Raw genomic sequence first — 17,285 nt, forward strand, 5'->3', positions numbered from 1 at the left:
GTTATTACGGTTGCTAAATTGCCTCATCCAAGTAATATTCACAGGCTTTGAACAGGCGTTGTGATATGGCTGATGAGGCCGGGTGGGTTGCGATAACAGGTGCAACGGGCTTCATTGGCGGTGCGGTCGTTCGTCATCTGATCGAGCACACTGCCGCGCGCGTGCGAGTGGCGGTTCGAGGGACGTATAAACCCTGCAGCGACCGCATCGACGCGATAACGGTCGGGTCGCTTGCCCCGGATAATCAATGGGCTTCATTTGTGGCGGGGGTTGATGCCGTCATTCATTGTGCTGCCCGGGTTCATGTGTTGAACGATTCAGCCGCAGCGCCCGAACAGGAATACTTTCGTACCAACGTTGCTGCAACGCTCAATCTTGCCGAGCAAGCCGCGGCGGCAGGTGTCAGGCGTTTCATTTTTCTCAGCTCGATCAAGGTCAATGGCGAATCAACCGTTTCGGGCCGCCCATTCCGTGCTGATGACGTCTGTCATCCCGAGGATCCCTACGGCTTGTCCAAACACCAGGCTGAGAAGGGGCTGCGTGAGCTGGCGACGCGTACCGGGATGGAGGTTGTGATCATTCGCCCGGTTCTGGTCTACGGGCCAGGCGTAAAGGCCAATTTCCTGAACATGATGCGCTGGCTAGCCAAGGGCGTGCCGTTGCCATTGGGGGCGATCGATAATCGTCGAAGCCTGGTCTCTCTGGGCAATCTGGTGGATCTCGTCGTGACCTGTATCCGTCATCCGGCAGCTGCCGATCAGACGTTTCTGGTCAGTGATGGGCACGATGTTTCCACCACCCAGCTCTTGAGGCAGATGGGGAGGGCGCTGGGCAAGCCTGCACGTTTGCTGCCTGTTCCGGCGAAGGCGTTGCACGTTGCCGCTGCAATGCTTGGAAAAAAGGGCTTTTCCGAGCGCCTGTGCGGCTCTCTTCAGGTCGATATCGACAAAACCCGTACCCTGCTCGATTGGGCTCCTCCCCTCAAGTTCGAAGACGCGATGAAAGAGACTGCTCTGTATTATCTGGAACACACCCATGCTTGAGTGGCTATCGATCGCGGCTGTCGCTTTTCTTTCGCTGTGTTTGACGGCCCTGCTTCGCAGGTATGCGCTGTCCAGGAGCCTTATGGACGTGCCTAATGCCCGTAGCTCGCATTCCATTCCAACCCCCAGAGGCGGCGGCGTTTCGATTGTAATAGCGTTTGTACTGGCGTTGGCGGCCTTGTCGCAGGCAGGCCTGATATCTGTTAACGCGTTGATCGCGCTGATTGGCGCAGGTGGTCTGGTGGCGATTATCGGTTTCATGGACGATCATGGTCACATCGCTGCGCGCTGGCGCCTGCTGGGACACTTCGCGGCGGCTGTCTGGGCATTACTGTGGTCGGGCGGACTGGCGCCGATCAGCCTGATGAGCATGACCTTCGATCTGGGCGTGGTTGGCCATGTTCTGGCTGTCTTCTATCTGGTCTGGATGCTCAACCTGTACAACTTCATGGATGGCATCGACGGGATCGCGAGTGTCGAGGCGGTCACGGTGTGTGGCGGCATCAGCCTTGTCTACGCCCTGAGCGGCTTTAATGAGTTGTTGTGGGGGCCGTTGCTCCTGGCTGCTTCGGTCGTCGGATTTCTGTACTGGAATTTCCCGCCAGCACGGATATTCATGGGCGACGCCGGCAGTGGATTTCTCGGCATCGTGCTCGGAATACTTTCTGTTCAGGCTTCCTGGTCGGCACCTCAGCTATTCTGGGTCTGGTTGATCCTGCTGGGCGTGTTTGTGGTGGACGCGACGGTGACGCTGCTGCGTCGTCTCTTTCGTGGCGACAAGGTCTACGAGGCTCATCGCAGCCACGCCTATCAGTTTGCGTCACGCCACTACGGCAGGCATCTTCCCGTAACGCTGGCCGTTGGTCTTATCAACATCGTCTGGCTGCTGCCCATTGCCTTGTGGGTGGCTTTGATGGGGGGAGACGGCATGACATGGGTCACGGTGGCCTATGCGCCGCTGGTGATAATTGCGTTGCGATTCAACGCCGGTCAGCCCGAGCGCAGTTAACGAAATGGACTATGGGTTGTCCTATACCGTGAAACGCTACATAGAGACCGAATTTCGGTGCTGATTTACAGCCAGGGCAGAGGAGCTATCACGAATTGATGAGCAGGTTACGCGATGTTCTGCTGGCGTTGCCACGCCGCAAAAAGCGAATAATCCAGGTTGCTGCTGACGTTCTGCTGGTATGGCTCGCCCTGTGGATGTCGTTTATCGTCCGTCTCGGGATCGATGATCTGATCAACCCGCTGGAAAAGCACACCTGGCTTTTCATCAGTGCTCCGCTTGCTGCCATTCCGCTGTTCATTCGCTTCGGCATGTACCGTGCGGTCATGCGCTACTTCGGCAATGACGCGCTCATCGCGATCATCAAGGCGGTCACGCTTTCCTCCCTGATTCTCGGCTGCATGGTTTACGTGTACAGCAACCATCAGCAACTGGTACCCCGTTCGGTCATCTTCAATTACTGGTGGCTGAGCATGGTGATGATCGGCGGTCTGCGCCTGGCCATGCGGCAATACTTTCTGGGCGACTGGTTTTCGGCGGCGCAGCATGTCCCGTTCGCCAAACGGGACAACGGTTTGCAGAAGGTCGCCATCTATGGCGCAGGCGCTGCAGGCAATCAATTGGTCGCAGCACTGCGGATGGGGCGGTTGATGCACCCGGTCGCGTTTATCGACGATGACGAATCCATCTCCAACCGGGTCATCTCCGGGCTTCAGGTCTACAAGCCAAAACACATACAACGCATGATCGACGTCACGGGCGCGCAGGAAATCCTGTTGGCAATTCCGTCCTCATCACGTGGACGCCGTCGCGAGATATTGGGATTTCTCGAGGGCTTCCCGCTGCACGTGCGAAGCGTTCCGGGATTCATGGATCTGGCTGCCGGTCGGGTGAAGGTGGATGACCTGCAGGAGGTCGACATCGCCGACCTGCTGGGAAGAGACTCGGTGCCTGCGCGCGAGAATCTGCTTGAGCATTGCATCAAGGGCAAGACGGTGCTGGTGACGGGGGCAGGAGGCTCGATCGGTTCCGAACTGTGCCGGCAGATTCTGTTGCTGGGACCTACCAAGCTTCTACTGCTCGACCACAGTGAGTTCAATCTCTATAGCATTCTGTTCGAACTGGAGCAGCGCGCCGCCCGTGAATCCCTGAGCGTCAAATTGCTGCCCATTCTGGGTTCGGTGCGCAATCACCCCAAACTGCTGACGATCATGAAGGCCTGGAAGGTCGATACCGTTTACCACGCGGCCGCCTACAAGCATGTACCGATGGTCGAGCACAATATCGCTGAAGGTGTCATCAATAATGTCGTCGGCACCCTTAATACCGCGCAGGCGGCCTTGCAGGCAGGTGTGTCGAACTTCGTGCTGATCTCCACGGACAAGGCGGTGCGCCCCACCAACGTCATGGGCAGTACCAAGCGGCTTGCCGAACTCATCTTGCAGGCCCTCAGTCGTGAGACGGCGCCGGTGATTTTCGGCGACAAAGCCAACGTCTATCAGGTCAACAAAACCCGTTTCACCATGGTTCGTTTCGGCAACGTGCTGGGTTCATCGGGGTCGGTGATTCCCTTGTTCCACAAGCAGATCCAGACGGGTGGGCCGTTGACGGTGACGCATCCGAAAATCACCCGTTATTTCATGACCATTCCGGAGGCCGCGCAACTGGTCATTCAGGCCGGCTCCATGGGGCATGGTGGCGACGTTTTCGTTCTGGACATGGGCGAGCCGGTGAAGATCATTGAACTGGCCGAGAAGATGATCCATCTTTCGGGCCTGAGCATTCGTTCGGAAAAGAACCCGCATGGTGATATCTCCATCGAATTCACCGGTTTGCGCCCAGGCGAAAAGCTTTATGAGGAACTTCTGATTGGCGACAACGTGGTGGCGACCGAGCACCCGATGATCATGAGTGCCAATGAAGACTATTTACCGTGGGAAATATTGAAAGGGCGGCTGACCCGCTTGCTGGATGCCGTTGATCAGGATGATTACACCAGTGTCAGGCAGTTACTTCGCGAAACAGTTAGTGGCTATACGCCCGAAGGGGAGATAGTTGACTGGATGTATCAGGAGCGCCGCAATGAGACCTGAAGTGATGAAGTGTTTCCTGCTGTAAGTTTTTAGTGCAATAAGCCCGCGAACAGTGTGCCCGACATAACTGGCAATGCTCGTTTACTTTGATAACGACGTGCGCTGGTCTAAGTTTCAGTCGCAGCTTCGGAAAGCTGCCTTAAACTTTATGGAGCGTCAGTTATGCGAACTACTTTTTTCTCTGCCTTGATGTTTGCCTTGTTGACCAGCGCCTCGGTTGCCGTAACAGCGGCACCCGCCGCGCCGAGCAGTGTGGAAGCCCCCGTTGCTGCGGCAGTGCAGGCGGCACAGGCAGACAGGATCAACCTCAACAAAGCCGATGCAGAAACCCTGCAGAAGGAACTGGCCGGTATCGGCAAGAACAAGGCTGATGCCATTGTGGCCTACCGGGAAAGTAACGGGGCGTTCACATCGGTTGATGAATTGATCGAGGTGAAGGGGATCGGTAAATCCATTCTCGAAAAAAATCGAGACAAACTGTCAGTGGAATAATCGCGGACGTTCATTAATCAAGAACAGGCCGACATGCGTCGGCCTTTTCTTTGTGTTTAGTTGATCAGTGCAGAGTCTGTCGACAGCGCCGGTTGTTGAAGCGCTGATGCACTTTCCTGTTGGCAGACATGTAACTTCACATGGTCTCGAGTCACGTTCAGTATGTGATCTGAAAGTTGCCGGTCATGAACGCTGCGCGATAGCATCAACGCCCCCACCAGACTCGAGAGAATCAGTACACTTTTTGATTGGGAATCTTCGCTTTGCAGTGCGTTTTCGAACGTTTCCAGCAGATGAAGCGTGATCTCGTCAGTCAGTTTGCTAGGACGTTCCATCTGACCCAGTTCAGCGCACATGTTCGGTAACGGACAACCTGTTCCCGGTTCATCACGGTGTGGGCTGGACAGGTAGAGATCGATGAACTCGCTTAGCGCATCCTGCCCGGCAAACATCTCGCGGGTGAGCACCTTGGCGTCATCCACGGACTGTCTCAACGCCTGCTCGACAAGGTCATCTTTTGACTTGAAATGAGCATAGAAACCGCCGTGGGTCAGACCCAGCGATTTCATCAGGGGTTGCAGCCCCGTTGCTCCAATGCCATCCCGGCGAAAACGTACGGATGCTTCCTTGACAATCCGCTGATGAGTTTGGGCTTTACGATCAAGCGCGTAACGCATGCTCGATTCTCCAGGAAGTGGCCGAAGTATTACAACGCCTTTATACATGGATAGATGAAACGATGCAGCATAGGTTTGAAGCGCTGCGATTCCGACGTTTCCACGCAAAACCTAAAGGCGGTATGGCCGCCAGGCGACTCTGACGTTCTTTTCAGATGTTCGGAACTGAGCAAAATTTGTCCGTTGTGGTTCAGAACCTACAGATCCGTCAGACAAAACCGTTGATTTCTCGGCGTAATCCCGGACAATCCGGCCCCTTGTTTTCCGGGGGAACGCGGACTGCCCGTTTTTTGATGCGTTTCCCTTTTGATTAACCGGCCACGGAGAGTCGACCGGATGAATGATCAGGCAAATGGCGTCGTAGAACGTCTGGAGTCAACCTCCGCGCGCGCTGCCGCGTGGAACCGTAGTGATACGACCTGGATGCTGGGCCTGTTTGGTACCGCGATTGGCGCAGGCACTCTGTTTCTGCCGATCAACGCGGGCATCGGCGGATTCTGGCCCTTGCTGGCGCTGTCCATACTGGCCTTCCCCATGACGTTCTATGCCCACCGCGGGCTGACACGTTTCGTGTTGTCCGGGCGAGAAGGGGCGGATATCACCGAAGTGGTCGAACAACATTTCGGCAAGGGCGCAGGCGCACTGATCACCCTGCTTTATTTCTTCGCCATCTTCCCGATCCTGTTGATTTACAGCGTGGCCCTTACCAACACGGTGGGCAGCTTCCTTGAGCACCAATTGCAGGTGCAGCCACCGCCGCGTGCTGTGCTGGCGTTCGTGTTGATCGTGGGACTTCTGGCCGTGGTGCGGTGCGGGGAGCGTTTCATCGTCAAGGCCATGAGCCTGATGGTTTACCCCTTTATCGTTGCACTGCTGTTCCTGAGCGTATTTCTGATTCCGCACTGGAACGGCGGCATTCTGAGTACTGCAACGACGCTGCCCGAGCCTTCGGCATTTCTGCCGACCCTGTGGCTGGCCATTCCGGTGATGGTGTTCTCGTTCAACCATACCCCGATCATTTCCGCTTTCGCCGTCGAGCAGAAGCGCCAGTACGGTGAAAACGCCGAGGCGCGTAGCTCACAGATTCTGGCCCGCGCCCACGTGTTGATGGTCGTGCTGGTGCTGTTCTTCGTATTCAGTTGCGTGCTGACGTTGTCGCCTGCTCAACTGGCCGAGGCCAAGGTACAGAACCTGTCGATCCTGTCTTATCTGGCCAATCATTTCAGTAATCCGACCATCGCATTCGTCGCGCCGCTGATTGCATTCGTGGCCGTCTCGAAGTCGTTCCTGGGCCACTACATCGGTGCCAGTGAGGGGCTGAAAGGTCTGATCGTCAAAACCGGTCGCCGTCCCGCTCCTAAAATGCTCGACCGTATGACCGCTGCGTTCATGCTGGTGGTGTGCTGGATCGTGGCGACGCTCAACCCCAGCATTCTGGGCATGATTGAAACCCTGGGTGGCCCGATCATTTCGGCATTGCTGTTCCTTATGCCGATGTACGCCATTCGCAAGGTACCCGCCATGCGCAAGTACTCGGGCAAGCTGTCCAACGTCTTCGTGGTCATTGCCGGGCTGGTCGCCATCACTGCGCTGGCGTATCCGGCCATCGAGTGGGTTTTGCAAGGTTGACGACATGAGGGCGCAGTCACCGTCCGGTCCTGCGCCCCTCAACCGGCTGACGTTTCTTACGAACTCATGGTAAGAATCATGCAAGTGGTGCTCGCAGTGGCATACAGACGGTCATCCACGTCATACAACCGACCTTCGGCGACTGCCGTAGACCGGCCCACATGGATGACCTTGCCTTCTGCGCGGACGGGGCCAACCTTGTCGGTCAGTGCGCGGATATAACTGACGCGCAAATCCAGTGTGGTGTACCCCTGGCCTTTCTTGAGCCGGGTATGAATTGCACAGCCCATGCACGAATCCAGCAGCGTCGCGGCATAACCGCCGTGGACAATGCCCAGCGAGTTGTAATGTCGGCTGTCCGGCGTACCCTGAAAGATGAATTGCCCCTCACTGTAGACAAGCGGAACAAAGCCCATCAACGCGCCTAGTGCCGGGCTGGGTAGATCGCCGCGACCTATACCGTTGAAGAAATCGATAGGCTCCAGCAGGGCCACCTCTGCAAGCCCCGTGTCGCCGGGCGGACCGAGCGTGGCGCGCACGGTTTTCTCCTCTGCCATCCACAATTCGATCTTTTCTTCACGCGAGAGATTCTGCATGACGCGGTACTCCATAGCGACGACGGGCGGATTAATTGATTGCGATCGTAATCAATTAATGATGATGATCGCAATTAAAAATTGCCGCGCGCACTCAGCGCCGCCAGGGGTTGCCGGGCAGGGAGGTCGGTATGAAAAGAAGGAAAGTGCGCCAGTCACGGCGCATCGCTGTCAGGGCCTGCTAAAGAGGCCCTGAGCGTATTTTCTGCAGGATGTTCAGCCCGGATGCCGGGCCATCACTCTAGCGGTTCAGGATACAAGGGCCTGGACAGGTGCATGATGCTTGCGTAGTCGTACACATACTGACGGCCCGCATGGCTGGTCGAACGCAGTTGGTCGATCAGCAGTCGCTCTTTTTTGTTCAGGTATCTCAACGCCGGATCTTGACTGGACTTCAGGCGATCACGTTCATGGGCGTCAGGGAATGCTATGACGTTCGTCATGAAAAATCTCCTTGGGTGTTAGTCCTTGCTTGCTGTGATGTAGCCCCGATTATTGCGGTTTTAGCGACGGCCCCACCTTACCCAGAAAAACTTGGCCCGATCAACCCTTCAGATAGGGTGATTCATAAGGTTTGAGTGATCTCGAAGGATTGTCGGACGCCGTTGATGACAATCTGTACGACATCGTCTGCGAATTTTCCCAGCAGGTTCTGCCCCAGCGGTGCGCGAGCCGTTATCACGGTAATCAGACATTCGCCTGCGTGAACCTTCAGCCCCGCTGCGTCAGGCCCCAGGAACAGATACTGCACCTGACCCGCTTCGCCCTCGAGGGTGATCAAATCACCGACCTGAATGCCGAAGGATTCATCGAACGCCTTGAGTGACCAGTTCCGGTAGAGCGCCAGCGATTGACGGATTTCATCGACGCGACGCGCCTGGCCGGCAGCGAGATAGGAGGCTTCCAGCCCCAGCGTGTCGTATTTGTTTTCGGCGATGTTTTCTTCGTGTGTGGCGGCTTCATAGGCGGTCTGGGCGGCGCGTTGCGCAATGTCCAGATCCACCGCCAGTCTATCGGTGATGCGTTGCAGCACGTCCTGCTTGTTCATGGCTCATCCGCAATATTCGTTGATGCTGGCGCGGCTTTTCTCGCTCGGCGCGGTGCGGTCCTGCTGCATCCAGAAGTCGCATTTGGCGCGGCTGAAATTGCGCTGCTGTTGCTCCTGCGTCTGCTCGCGGGCCTGTCTGGCTTCGCTTTCGCGCAGGCTCTGCTCGTATTTCCTGAACATCGCTGTTTCGGGTTCAACCTGCGGTGCAGGCGGCGCTGTCAGTTGAGTGGCGGCTTTTTCCAGCGCAACGGTCTGTGCAGGAGGAAGGCTTTTGTATAACAGCCAGCCGGTCAGGACTACCGCCATGGCTCCAAGCCAGATACCCAGGGCAATGCACAGAATCAATTTCAGGGACACATACAGTTCGCGACGGCGGATGTGGGACGGCATGGCGGAGTTCCTTGCGAAGGGCGCAGTGCGATTGTGCCATGCCTGACGCGTGTGGATGACAACTGCACACGCGGCTTCTGCCGCATCAGAGGCGCTCAAGGCTCAAGGCTGGTGGGGAAGGGGCGTTCTGAAGGACAATCGATGTTTTACGGACAGGCCTCAGGGAGCCCGGATGAAAGCCTCTTGGGACGTTTTTTGTAATGTGGTCGATAACTACGGGGATGTGGGCGTCACCTGGCGCCTGGCGCGTCAACTTGTCGCCGAGCACGACCTGACCGTTCGTCTATGGATCGACGACCTGTCGGCATTTGCCCGTCTGTGTCCGCAAGCGGATCCTCAGGCCGCCCAGCAGTGGCAGGAAGGCGTCAGTGTCTGTCACTGGCCCGCAGAATGGGTGAACACGGACATTCCCGACGCAGTGATTGAGTCGTTCGCCTGCCGGCTTCCTGCTCATTACACCGACGCCATGCTGCAGCGCTCGCCAAGGCCGGTGTGGCTCAACCTCGATTATCTGAGCGCCGAAGAGTGGGTGACGGGCTGCCATGGCTTGCCGTCGCTGCAGTCGAGTGGTTTGAAGAAATTCTTTTTCTTCCCCGGCTTTCGGGACGCCACCGGCGGATTGCTGCGCGAGCAGGGTCTGATCGAGCAACGTCGGGCTTTTCAGCACGACGTGGCGGCGCAGCAGACCTTTCTGCAGACGCTGGGCGTAAAGCCGATAGCAGGGGCGCGTCTGATTTCGCTGTTTGCCTACGAGAACCCGGCGCTTGGCAGTTGGCTCGATGCCCTTGCCCGCGACAGTCATGCCACGCAGTTGCTGGTCCCGGAAGGGCGCATTCTTGCCGACGTGCAGCGTTGGCTCGACATGGCTGAACTGACGGTTGGCAGCATTGAGCAGCGGGGCGTTCTGACGGTCCAGATACTGCCGTTCGTCAGGCAGGAGGCATACGACCGCTTGCTGTGGAGCTGCGATTTCAATGTGGTACGAGGCGAGGACTCGTTCGTGCGAGCCCAATGGGCGGGCAGGCCGATGCTCTGGCACATCTATCAGCAGGAAGGCGATGCACATCTGCCCAAGCTTGACGCGTTTCTGGAACTCTACCTGGCAGGCCTGTCGGCAGAGGCTGCGTCGGCCCTGAACGCGTTCTGGCAAAGCTGGAACGCCAGCCTGCCGCTGGACGCGAGCTGGCAGGCGATGATGATCCACTGGGTGGAGATCCAGAGCCACGCCGAACGCTGGTGCGAAGAACAGGCCGCTCGCAAGGATCTCGCCGCAGCGCTGGTGCAGTTTTATGGAAATTCGCTATGATACGCGGCCTTGATGTAAGGCTCTGTACGAAAAGTGCCCTCCAAGGCTATTTCTCGTACAGAGCCTTTGGTTAATCTCATCCAAATTCGGATATATGCAATGAAAACTGGTAAAGAGCTGAAACCCGGTACCGTGATCCGTCTGGAAAACGACCCTTGGCTGGTTCAGAAGGCTGAATTCACCAAGTCCGGTCGTAACAGCGCAATCATGAAGACCAAGCTGAAGAACCTGCTGACCGGTTACAAGACCGAGATCGTTTACAGCGCTGACGACAAACTGGACGACGTGATCCTCGACCGTAAGGAAGCGACTCTGTCCTTCATCAGCGGCGACACTTACACGTTCATGGACACCTCCGATTACACCATGTACGAACTGAACGCCGAAGACATCGAAAGCGTTCTGCCTTTCGTTGAAGAAGGCATGACCGACGTGTGCGAAGCCGTGTTCTTCGAAGAGCGTCTGGTTTCCGTAGAGCTGCCGACGACTATCGTGCGTCAGGTTGACTACACCGAAGGTTCGGCTCGTGGCGACACTTCCGGCAAGGTCATGAAGCCTGCCAAACTGAAGAACGGCACTGAGCTGAGCGTGGCTGACTTCATCGAAATCGGCGACATGATCGAGATCGATACCCGTGAAGGCGGTTCCTACAAAGGCCGTGCCAAATAAGCATGGTTTTGTAACCCCGTTACGCAAGAAACCCGCAGCGATGCGGGTTTCTTTTTGCCTGCGATTCGGCAGATGGCGTTACTTCAAGTGTGCTTTCAGCTCTTCGGACGCTTGCAGCATGGCGGAGCGAACCGCCGGCACCTGACTGACCACGTTGAGCAAGCCGTAGTCGTGGATCATGCCGTTGTAACGCACAGCCGTGACGGGCACGCCAGCCTGATCCAGTTTACGGGCATAGGCTTCACCTTCATCGCGCAACACATCAGCGCTGGCGGTCTGGACCAGCGCAGGCGGCAAGCCTTTCAACTGATCGATGGTGGCGCGCAACGGTGAGGCGTAGATCTCGTTACGCTGCGCCGCGTCGGTGGTGTAGTTGTCCCAGAACCACTTCATCATGTTGCGCGTCAGGAAGTGGCCTTCGGCATACTGGTCGTAGGACGCAGTGTTGAAATTGGCATCCGTCACAGGCCACAGCAGCACTTGGTAGCGCAGCGCCGGGGTGCCTTTTTCCTTGGCCATCAGGGCAACCACTGTCGCCATGTTGCCGCCGACGCTGTTGCCAGCCACGGCAAGACGCTTGCCGTCGACGTTGATTTCCTTGCCATGCTCAGCCACCCAGCGAGTGGCCGCGTAGGCCTGATTGATCGCAGTCGGGTAATGCGCTTCAGGCGAAGGCGTGTAATTGACGAACACCGCAACGGCGCCAGAGCCTGCAACCAGATCCCGAACCAGGCGTTCGTGAGTCTGGAAATCACCCAGGACCCAGCCGCCGCCGTGGAAGAACATGAAAACCGGCAAAGTCCCTTTGACGCCTGCGGGACGCACGATATTCAGGCTGATGGACTGGCCGTCGACCTTGATCGTTTTCTCGCTGACATCGGCCCTGGGCAGGGTCAGTTTCACCCCTGACTGAGCGCCGACCAATACCGCGCGGGCGTCCTTGGGCGACAGTTGCTCGATGGGCTTGCCGGTGCCCGAGTTCAGTGCATCGAGAAAGGCCTGGGTGTTGTGCTCAACGCCCGAATCGCCTGCGGCGAATGCGCTGCTGACAGACAGGGCGAGCAGCGTACCGGTCACTACTTTGCTGAAAGTTTTCATGTTCGATTCCTGTGGCGGGCGAGGATCAGACGGTGACGTGCAGACGCACATCGACGTTGCCACGGGTGGCGTTGGAGTACGGGCAGACCTGGTGAGCGGCATCGACCAACTGCTGGGCGTCGGCTTGTTCAAGACCTGGCAGGCTGATGTGCAGGTCGATGTCCAGACCGAAGCCGCCGGGGATCTGACCGATGCCGACATGTGCGGTGATCGACGCATCGGCAGGGATACTGCGCTTGCTCTGGCCGGCGACGAATTTCAGCGCGCCGATGAAGCAGGCCGAGTAACCGGCGGCAAACAGTTGCTCAGGGTTGGTGGCTTCACCACCGGCACCGCCCAGCTCTTTTGGGGTGGCGAGTTTTACATCGAGAACCTTGTCGCTGGAAACGGCACGGCCATCACGGCCACCGGTGGAAGTTGCGACTGCGGTGTAGAGAGTGTTCATGGTCTGGATCCCTGTAGAGATGACTTTATGCGCTAAATGTTTGCGCGCTAACTAATAGCGAATTCAATGTATCCCTGGAATACTTTGCGCGCAAGTTAATTTTTGAAAAGAATAAGGATGTGAGCAGAGAGGGGCGACGGCCCGACAAAGGTGCGACGCGCGGTGTCCCGTGGAGGTGTGCCCACGCCAGGCATGGGCACGATCAGAACGAAGTGCTGATACTCAGAAACTGTAAGTTCCGGTCACCACCAGATTGCGCGGATCGCCGACGCGAATCTGTCCGGCGCTGGTCGCCGAGCTGTAGTACGTGCGATCAGTCAGGTTGTTGAGCGCCGCGCGTACGTCCCAGTCCTTCTGGCGAAAGCCTGCCAGCGCATCCCAGCGACCGTAGCCGGGGAGCACCGTGGTGTTCTGGTTGTCGGCGTAACGCTCGCCTGACAGGGTCAGTCCGGTCTCTGCGTACCACCCCATTTCCGGCTTCCAGGTCAGGAACACACTGCCGTTGCGTCGCGCCACGTTACTGACGCGATTGCCCTCAAGGCCGTTGTCGTCTTCCACGATCGTTGCGTCCTGCAGACCAATGCCGCCGCGCAGGTACCAATGGCTGGCCAACTGACCGGTGGCCGTCAGTTCGATACCGCGTGAACGCTGCAGGCCAGTCAGCAAGGTGATGGTCGGGTTGACCGGATCGGTGGTGCGGCGGTTGTACAACTCCAGTTCATAGACCGCGAGCGTGGTGCTCAGGCGTTCGTTCAACCAGTCGCTTTTGACCCCGATTTCCTTCTGCCGGGTCATCTCCGGGCTCAGGTCATTGGCATTGCCCGATGCGCCCGGTGTGATGCCGATCAAGCCACCACCGACCGGCGAGAACGTCTTGGTCCAGGATGCATAGAACGAGTGGTCCCGCACGGGCGTCCACACCACGCCTACGCGCGGGCTGGTGCTGTTGCTATCGCGCTGATCCTTGATGCCGCGAAGCTGATTGGTGGTCTCCACTTCGAAGCGGTCGTAACGCAGCCCGCCCAGTACTTGCCATTGATCGTTCAGGCGCAGTTGGTCCTGCACATAAAGCCCGCGGCTTTCGACCTCGGTGTGGTTGTCACTGGAGACGATCATCCGGCCCGTGTGACTCTGGTTACGATCCGGCTCGAACAGATCCAGCGCCGGAACGGCCTGGAATCCTGCGCCTGATGTCGCTGCGGTATACAGCGTCGGGTCGCGGCGCTGGCTGCCCATTTCCAGGCCGGTCAAGAGCCGATGCTCCAGGCCGAATGTTTCCACCAGGCCTTCCAGCTCCAGATTGTTGAAGACGTTGCGGGTACTGAGATCCTGCTGCCAGTGCTGGCGGGTCACGCGCCGGGTGCTCGGGTCGTAGCCGGTCAGGTAGGTGTTGTCGAAATCGCTGTCGAGCTTGAACACGCCCAGCGTCTGGCGGAGCTGCCAGTTGTCATTGAGTTCATAGGTCAGTTTCGAGCGCAGCGACTGCGACCGGTCGTCGATGTAATCCCGGTCGTCGCCGTAGGTGGTGCCGCGATGCACATCGGCAGGGCGCCCACCGATGCCCGGAATACCGCGATCCGGCGTGCGGTCGTAGCGGCTGTATTCATACTGCACCAGCCAGTTCAGCGCAGGCGTCAGTTGCCAACTGATCGAAGGCGCGAACAGCTGTCGGCTGCTGGAGACATCGTCGCGAAAGCTGTTGCTGTCCTGATTGCCCATATTCAGGCGCAGGCTGACATTTTCGCTGGGGTCGGCACTCAGGTCGGCGTACAGGCTGCGCAGGTCCTCGCTGCCGCCCTGGACTTCAAGCGTGGAGCGCCTGCCTGCCTGAGGCAACTTGCTGACCCGGTTGACGATGCCGCCCTGGCTACCACGGCCATAGAGCACGGCTGCCGGACCTTTCAATACCTCAATCCGCTCGATGTTATGCAGGTCGCGCACGTACTGGCTATCGTCGCGAATGCCATCCAGATAGAAATCATTGCTGGCGTCGAAGCCCCGGATTCTCAGACCGTCGAAACGCGTGTCCGCCGCGCTGCTGACATTAGGGAGGCCACTGAGTGCTGTGCCCAGATCGTTGGTGCCGTAATCCAGAACGCTGGAGGTCTTCACTGTATCGATGGCCTGCGGCACATAGCGCGCGGGGGTTGAGGTGCGCGTCGCGGTGCTGACTTCCTTGACCCTGGGGTCATCGATAAGGGTGTCGGCTTCAATCGAGAGTTCAGGCAGTGTGGTGGGCGCGGCGCAGGCATAGCCCGCTGTAAGCAGCACGGAAAAACCGAGGGAGGCAGGTTTGAGGCGAATGAGGGCAGGCATGAAGATGCGCATCCAGAGGGCTGTGATTTTTAGGATGCGAATGGTAATGCTTGCTATTTGCTTGTACTAAGAATTCCTGTTTCCGATATGCCACTGATTGTTTCTTAATATTTCATGGTTGTTACAGTTCAATCATGCGTCCGTCACAAGCTGTCATGCAAATGTTCACGCAGATCCAGCAGTTTGCCTTGCAGCTCGCGAAGCTGGTCCATGTTCAAGCCACTGGCGGACAGAATGCAGCCCGGTACCGTCGTGGCTTTGTGCTGCAAGGCGCGACCCTGTTCAGTGAGATGCAGCAGCACGACGCGCTCGTCTTCCTTGCTGCGTGTGCGGCTGATGAAACCCTCGCCCTCCAGGCGTTTGAGCAGCGGCGTCAACGAGCCCGGATCGGTCAACAGACGTGTACTCACCTCGCCAACGGTCAGCCCGTCCTTTTCCCACAACACCATCATCGCCAGGTATTGCGGATAGGTCAGCCCCAGCGCCTGAAGCAAGGGCTTGTACACCTTGGTCATCATCAGCGAGGTGGAATACAGGGCAAAACACAATTGATTGTCGAGCAACAGCGAGTCGCAATCGGCGGAGGCGGTGGGGGTAAGGCTGTCGTCGGCGTCCATGGGCATTCCTCATGCGCGGTGAAGGAGGGGCTTAATTTAGTGTTGCGATCTTTAATGCGCCAGACAATTTCATTGGCGCAACGCTTAGCCAGTCGCCGGGTCAGGACGGCGGCGCGCAAAAAAAGCCGCTTTGTCGACGTTGATCGTTTGCCTCACGCGCAAGACTGCGTAGCATTTGGCCATTGATTGGTTGGGGATGTGGCGTGATCGAAGTCTTGATGTTTGTAGTGTTGGGGGCGGCAATGGGCACGCTGGGCGGGCTCTTCGGAATCGGCGGCGGTCTGGTGGCGATTCCCGCGCTCGGTGTGCTGTTCGGGTTGGACCAGCAACTGGCGCAGGGCACCGCATTATTGATGGTCTTGCCCAATGTGCTGCTGGCGTTGTGGCGCTACAACCAACGTAACCGCATTCTGCTGCGCAACGCGCTGATGCTCATCGTGCCCAGTTTCCTGTTCGCCTGGCTGACGTCATTGCTCGCGGTTCGCCTCGATCCGCAGGGCATGCGGTTGGCGTTCGTCGGTTTCCTGGTTGTGCTGACCGTGTTCAATCTGGCGCAGATGTTCTGGCGTAAGGGGCAGGCCAGTTCGCAACTGCGCCATGAAAAATGGCTGTGGCTGCTGGGCGTGGGCTCCGGTGTCACAGGCGGTCTGTTCGGTGTGGGCGGCGGGGTGATCGCCACGCCGATCCTGACCAGTGTATTTGGTGCCACTCAAGTGGTGGCGCAGGGCCTGGCGTTGTCGTTGGCAGCACCCAGCACCGGGATCACGCTGGTCACCTACGCACTGCATGATCATGTGAACTGGTCCATGGGCATCCCGCTGGCTGTCGGCGGCCTGGCGAGTATCAGTTGGGGCGTGAAGCTCGCGCATTCGTTGCCAGAGCGCAAATTGCGCTCAATGTTTTGTGTGTTTCTGGTGCTCTGCGCGGTGATCCTGGCGCTTAAAGTCTGAAACCCTCGGCAATGTAATCGGCCATGCATTCGGTGATGGGTGAGGGATTGTCGGGGTTTCGCAGCAACACCACGCTGGCGGTGGGCAGTTGCGGCAGGTTTTCCGCTTCGCCGAGGATACGCAGATCCGGCGTGACCAGACTCTGCAACTGCGCGGTCACGGCCAGACCTGCGCCGACCACCGCCATGATCGCCGCCATGCTGGCGCTGCTGTAGGCGATCCGGTACTCACGTTCGAGGGTGTCGAGGGCATTGCAGGCCCATTCCCGACAAAAACAGCGGGTATTGAACATCGCCAACGGCATGGGCGTCTGCTCATGGGGCGCATGACCGTTGGCCTCGACCCAGACCAGGTGTTCGCGCCGCAGCAACTGGCCGATTTCATTGCCGGGCTTGCGGGTCACGATGGTCAGGTCCAGGTCATTGCGCTGCAAAAGCAGATCCGACGGTTCGCAATGCACTTCGACCTGAACCAGTGGATAGGCCTGCGAGAACTGCGACAGGATGCCGGGCAGAAAGCGCATCACGTAATCGTCCGGCGAGCCGATCTTCACCACGCCCACCATGTGGGGTTCGCGCAACGTGTTGAACACCTCGCTGTGCAGCTTGAGGATGCGCCGTGCATAGCCCAGCAGCACCTGTCCTTCTGCCGTGAGGCTCAAAGTACGGCCGTCCTTGCGAAACAGCGAGCGCTGGACGATATCTTCTTCCAGTCGCTTCATTTGCATGCTGACCGCAGATTGAGTGCGGTTGACCACCTCACCCGCCCGCGTAAAACCGCCGTGATCGGCGATGGCGACAAAAGTGCGCAGCAGTTCGGTGTCGATGCCGGGGTAGGTGGCCAATGCATCAATCTCCCAGATGGCTTGCATAAGAAACATTCGTTGGATTGATCTTAAGCCCGGCGC

18 protein-coding genes are annotated in these 17,285 nt (G+C 57.9%); 8 read left to right on the forward strand and 10 right to left on the reverse strand.

The features are described 5' to 3' along the window. The first annotated feature begins 65 nt into the window (after positions 1 to 65). From BUB69_RS10850 to BUB69_RS10865, 4 genes are all read left to right on the forward strand, one after another. The gene (locus tag BUB69_RS10850) at positions 66 to 1,043 is read left to right on the forward strand and encodes a UDP-glucose 4-epimerase family protein (RefSeq protein ID WP_073166038.1); all 978 of its coding nucleotides are present in this window, start codon (positions 66 to 68) and stop codon (positions 1,041 to 1,043) included. Then, positions 1,036 to 2,052, forward strand: a complete 1,017-nt coding sequence (locus tag BUB69_RS10855; RefSeq protein WP_073166043.1) for an MraY family glycosyltransferase — start codon at positions 1,036 to 1,038, stop codon at positions 2,050 to 2,052. Before BUB69_RS10850 ends, BUB69_RS10855 begins: the two co-directional genes overlap by 8 nt. Before the next feature lie 98 nt (positions 2,053 to 2,150). Beyond that, the gene (locus BUB69_RS10860; protein WP_073166047.1) at positions 2,151 to 4,145 is read left to right on the forward strand and encodes a polysaccharide biosynthesis protein; all 1,995 of its coding nucleotides are present in this window, start codon (positions 2,151 to 2,153) and stop codon (positions 4,143 to 4,145) included. A 162-nt stretch (positions 4,146 to 4,307) separates the two neighbouring features. Further along, positions 4,308 to 4,637: a ComEA family DNA-binding protein gene (locus tag BUB69_RS10865; RefSeq protein WP_073166051.1), complete on the forward strand. Its 330-nt coding sequence runs from the start codon at positions 4,308 to 4,310 to the stop codon at positions 4,635 to 4,637. Positions 4,638 to 4,693: 56 nt separating this feature from the next. Here the strand turns inward: BUB69_RS10865 and BUB69_RS10870 are convergent, their stop codons facing one another. Then, the gene (locus BUB69_RS10870; protein ID WP_073166054.1) at positions 4,694 to 5,314 is read right to left on the reverse strand and encodes a TetR/AcrR family transcriptional regulator; all 621 of its coding nucleotides are present in this window, start codon (positions 5,312 to 5,314) and stop codon (positions 4,694 to 4,696) included. 336 nt (positions 5,315 to 5,650) lie between these two features. Between BUB69_RS10870 and BUB69_RS10875 the strand changes: the two genes are divergently transcribed. Next, on the forward strand, positions 5,651 to 6,943 hold the full coding sequence (locus BUB69_RS10875) for a serine/threonine transporter (RefSeq protein ID WP_073166057.1): 1,293 nt from the start codon (positions 5,651 to 5,653) through the stop codon (positions 6,941 to 6,943). 56 nt (positions 6,944 to 6,999) lie between these two features. On the opposite strand, the gene BUB69_RS10880 is transcribed toward BUB69_RS10875, so the two are convergent. The 4 genes from BUB69_RS10880 to BUB69_RS10895 form a co-directional block, all read right to left on the reverse strand. Then, positions 7,000 to 7,539, reverse strand: coding sequence for a PaaI family thioesterase (locus tag BUB69_RS10880; protein WP_073166060.1), 540 nt, complete (start codon positions 7,537 to 7,539; stop codon positions 7,000 to 7,002). 236 nt (positions 7,540 to 7,775) lie between these two features. After that, on the reverse strand, positions 7,776 to 7,982 hold the full coding sequence (locus BUB69_RS10885; RefSeq protein ID WP_024689010.1) for a hypothetical protein: 207 nt from the start codon (positions 7,980 to 7,982) through the stop codon (positions 7,776 to 7,778). Between the two features lie 122 nt (positions 7,983 to 8,104). Continuing rightward, complete coding sequence (locus tag BUB69_RS28845; protein WP_073166064.1) at positions 8,105 to 8,587, reverse strand: GreA/GreB family elongation factor; 483 nt, start codon at positions 8,585 to 8,587, stop codon at positions 8,105 to 8,107. 3 nt (positions 8,588 to 8,590) lie between these two features. Further along, a complete protein-coding gene (locus BUB69_RS10895) occupies positions 8,591 to 8,977 on the reverse strand; it encodes a hypothetical protein (protein WP_073166067.1) in 387 nt (128 codons plus the stop codon). Positions 8,978 to 9,149: 172 nt separating this feature from the next. Between BUB69_RS10895 and earP the strand changes: the two genes are divergently transcribed. Both earP and BUB69_RS10905 read left to right on the forward strand, forming a co-directional pair. Beyond that, a complete protein-coding gene (earP, locus tag BUB69_RS10900; RefSeq protein ID WP_073166072.1) occupies positions 9,150 to 10,283 on the forward strand; it encodes an elongation factor P maturation arginine rhamnosyltransferase EarP in 1,134 nt (377 codons plus the stop codon). Positions 10,284 to 10,382: 99 nt separating this feature from the next. Then, positions 10,383 to 10,952 (forward strand): elongation factor P, encoded by a 570-nt coding sequence (locus BUB69_RS10905; RefSeq protein ID WP_005616505.1) that lies wholly within the window; start codon positions 10,383 to 10,385, stop codon positions 10,950 to 10,952. Between the two features lie 78 nt (positions 10,953 to 11,030). Here the strand turns inward: BUB69_RS10905 and BUB69_RS10910 are convergent, their stop codons facing one another. The 4 genes from BUB69_RS10910 to BUB69_RS10925 form a co-directional block, all read right to left on the reverse strand. Further along, the gene (locus BUB69_RS10910) at positions 11,031 to 12,050 is read right to left on the reverse strand and encodes an alpha/beta hydrolase (RefSeq protein ID WP_073166076.1); all 1,020 of its coding nucleotides are present in this window, start codon (positions 12,048 to 12,050) and stop codon (positions 11,031 to 11,033) included. A gap of 25 nt (positions 12,051 to 12,075) precedes the next feature. Next, the gene (locus BUB69_RS10915; protein WP_175561714.1) at positions 12,076 to 12,504 is read right to left on the reverse strand and encodes an organic hydroperoxide resistance protein; all 429 of its coding nucleotides are present in this window, start codon (positions 12,502 to 12,504) and stop codon (positions 12,076 to 12,078) included. 213 nt (positions 12,505 to 12,717) lie between these two features. Further along, positions 12,718 to 14,811, reverse strand: coding sequence for a TonB-dependent receptor (locus BUB69_RS10920; protein ID WP_073166079.1), 2,094 nt, complete (start codon positions 14,809 to 14,811; stop codon positions 12,718 to 12,720). 143 nt (positions 14,812 to 14,954) lie between these two features. After that, positions 14,955 to 15,428 (reverse strand): MarR family winged helix-turn-helix transcriptional regulator, encoded by a 474-nt coding sequence (locus BUB69_RS10925; protein WP_073166082.1) that lies wholly within the window; start codon positions 15,426 to 15,428, stop codon positions 14,955 to 14,957. Positions 15,429 to 15,631: 203 nt separating this feature from the next. On the opposite strand from BUB69_RS10925, the gene BUB69_RS10930 reads away from it, so the two are divergent. Then, entirely contained in the window at positions 15,632 to 16,378 is a 747-nt protein-coding gene (locus BUB69_RS10930; protein ID WP_175561694.1) for a sulfite exporter TauE/SafE family protein, read from the forward strand. On the opposite strand, the gene BUB69_RS10935 is transcribed toward BUB69_RS10930, so the two are convergent. Next, complete coding sequence (locus tag BUB69_RS10935) at positions 16,368 to 17,222, reverse strand: LysR substrate-binding domain-containing protein (RefSeq protein WP_205031512.1); 855 nt, start codon at positions 17,220 to 17,222, stop codon at positions 16,368 to 16,370. The genes BUB69_RS10930 and BUB69_RS10935 overlap by 11 nt on opposite strands. Positions 17,223 to 17,285: the final 63 nt, after the last annotated feature.

This window comes from Pseudomonas asturiensis, assembly GCF_900143095.1.
Lineage (GTDB): Bacteria > Pseudomonadota > Gammaproteobacteria > Pseudomonadales > Pseudomonadaceae > Aquipseudomonas > Aquipseudomonas asturiensis.